This window comes from Sporosarcina sp. USHLN248, assembly GCF_037144575.1.
GTDB classification, from domain to species: Bacteria; Bacillota; Bacilli; order Bacillales_A; family Planococcaceae; genus Sporosarcina; species Sporosarcina contaminans.
This window is the reverse complement of record NZ_JBBCZC010000086.1, coordinates 1-2,933: the sequence shown is the minus strand read 5'-3', so window position 1 is coordinate 2,933 and position 2,933 is coordinate 1. Positions and strand designations below refer to the sequence as shown.

General features: G+C 34.7%; 2 protein-coding genes. Both read right to left on the bottom strand.

Annotated features, from left to right (window positions below; all coding sequences use genetic code 11):
• Positions 1-708: 708 nt before the first annotated feature.
• Positions 709-1,632: a DUF2268 domain-containing putative Zn-dependent protease gene (locus WFH04_RS17960; protein ID WP_336825682.1), complete on the bottom strand. Its 924-nt coding sequence runs from the start codon at positions 1,630-1,632 to the stop codon at positions 709-711.
• 308 nt (positions 1,633-1,940) lie between these two features.
• Positions 1,941-2,261, bottom strand: a complete 321-nt coding sequence (locus WFH04_RS17955) for a hypothetical protein (protein WP_336825680.1) — start codon at positions 2,259-2,261, stop codon at positions 1,941-1,943.
• Positions 2,262-2,933 lie beyond the last annotated feature (672 nt).

Here is a 2,933-nt window from a genome sequence, read left to right as displayed (position 1 = left end):
CCGCGTGCTACTTTCAGTATTGAATGAGAAAAATACAAGAACAGGTGGCGAAAAACGATTCGTTTTTCGCCACCTGTTCTATTTTAGGGACTTATTGGACAGCCCCTTGAATCATTTCCTTAATGGATGTGCGGATGATTACATCTATTCGCAAAATCCTCAAAAACAACCACAAAGACAACCTGTTAAATCAACATTTCACAGAAAGCCATTTAACAGTCCTTAACAATGAAAAAATCTCTGATGAAAAAAAATGACCATGTGTGACCGTAGTTTCCCAGAAAGAACTTGGACCAACTGCTCACTGCTCAGTTTGTTGAACAGAATGGCTTGGCAACAGGTACCATTATTTCCAAACCACTGTACTCATTCAGAGTTAAAAATGTAAAAGAGGCAATAAGGCATAAAATGGAGATTAACATTCAATCTGCCTTCATATTCTATCCCCCACCTACCTTCTTGTATAAGGACAGGTGAACTATCCCTCAAGCACTCCCTTCATTGATTTGTATCAACTGTACTACCGAACCTCTCTCAGCCTACGGACTTCCTCTACATTTACCCAAACGTTTTCCTCTTCTATAGTCATATCAAATTATGATTATCGCATAGCTAACATTAACGATAACTGTTATGATTTGGTATGAACAAACTCACATACATTTTTTATTTTTTGAAAATCATGAACGTCGTAGACTTCAATAAAATTTACTGGTAGTTAGATATATAATTGATCTCTTCAAAAATTTCTTTTGAGCTTTTTGAAGTCCATTCTTCAACTGTCATACTGGGATGCAAATCCAAGTATGATCTAACCATTTTGTATCCTTCACTGTAGCCATAATACTGCGGAATACCATTAGATCCACCTGTCACCATTTCCTCAACAAATTCAAATGTAACAGCGCTTTCAAGATATGGTTCAATCTTGCTCCAAAGTTCCTTGTTAAAACCTTCGTCAAGCCCATGGTATTTAGTATTTGAATCAGGATACACCAAGGTTTCAAACATCATGGCTTTCCCTTCCGTTATTAAACGATCTAATCCTGTTTCAAAATTATCGTCCGTGTACTGTTCCCAATTTAAGACACTATGATGATATTCATGGGCCATACCGGCTCTATAATACCTATCGGGCTTGCTGTGAAAGACTATAATCTTCCCTGTTCCGAGTGTATACATATTAGAAACAAGTCTTTTGTCTTGAGGAAACACACATACCGTCGTTTTTTTATTTGATGGAAGTATGTCTGAAGATTTGATAAGCGCTTCCTTAAACAACTCATTTAAATAATCTTTATTTGTTAATTCAATTTGGCTTTTTAAATCATCAAAATCACTTTCCTTTGGTACCCAGTTAAGCATAGTATCCAAGTCTACAAATCCTGAATCCTCAAAGCATGCCTCATGCACAGGTTGTATAACTTCTTGTTGATATAGCTTATTGTGTGATTCATCCGGATTCTCTTGTACAGCCTCAATAAAGCTTTCGTATAACAAGTAAGCATGAAGTATCTCAAACTCTTGCTCCGTATTAGGATTTTTGAAAGAATAGGAAATATTTTGTTGTTGATTATTTACCTGAGACTGTTCCGTTTGTTCACATCCCGATAAAGCAAAAGCTAAAAACATAATTACTGAAATTAAGAAACTTTTTTTTGTATTAATGATTTCCGTCTCCCTCTTACTATATTAATCAATCTATTTGTTACAATTTCTATTTAGTTCAGTGTAAAAAAATCCGAATTTGTTGTGTTTAGGACATTCTTAAGCCTGATTCTGCGCAAATAAATTTATGAAATAGTACTGAATTTATTTTCAATAAAGAGTCGTCAAATGGTATATTGCGGTACAGTGCTTTCAATAACGCCTCTAATAACAATCACTCCATGCAAAGCTTATTAGAAGATCTGTTATAGTAATAGCTTTATTCGGTTAGTTTAAAAGTAATCATAGTAATAAAAAACAGTCAAGCATAAACTTAATACCATAAACAATACCAACCCAACCATGATTGGTGAGAAACGAAATTGAAACTGTTTTACTCCTCCTGTATCCTGTCCCGTTATTCCTCTTATGCTTGCGTTATGTACGTTTTGGTTGTGAGTAGAAGAATATAAAAACAGCCATGGAATTGCGAATAGTACTACTCCTCCTAAAAAAAGAAACTCCATAAGATCCCACCGTATTAATACAGATATTGCCCATAACAAACCCGTTTCTATTAATATAGTCAGGAATACTATTAATACCTTTTTCACTTTAAATCTCTCCCTCTATAAATATTGATGTATCAACGGATTGATTAATTTCTTGTATTTAAAAACCTCCCTCAAAAACATCCATTTAATTATTTAATAGTGATCATCAGATGTAAATTACATAAACACCATTATATTCTGCAAACTAATTTGTTGTTTGTATACACCTTGTGAACCTTGTTATACCAAGATTTACAGATACTGAATTAAAAGATTAGAAGATTACAAGTTTACATAGTTGTATCACGTAGATTCGTAAACTTTAGATAGGTCGAACCCTAACCCTCCTACGAGCTCTGTTTACTTAAATCTTACACACGTTTGGTATGTCTAACGACTTTATAGTCAACTATTTTCCTTCTTCTTTGTTGATTCGCTAATAATTGCATTCTCTGAAAAATTCTCTAGTTTAGTGTCTACTATTTAAAATATCTGACATAACTAAGCGCCACACTGCACTCATTCCGCATACCTTTGTTTCATGAAAATAATTTTCCATAGGCGCAAAGATTTATTTAACAGACGAAATTTACGGACATCCAACAAGAGGTTTAGAAAAAGGGTTCTAAATCAAATGTTGGGGTGATGTGATTTGCACGTCACCCTTTTACTTAGGTACCGCTGAGTAATGTTGATTTGCGCTACAGGGCGGACGCTTTCCGCCGGCATGGC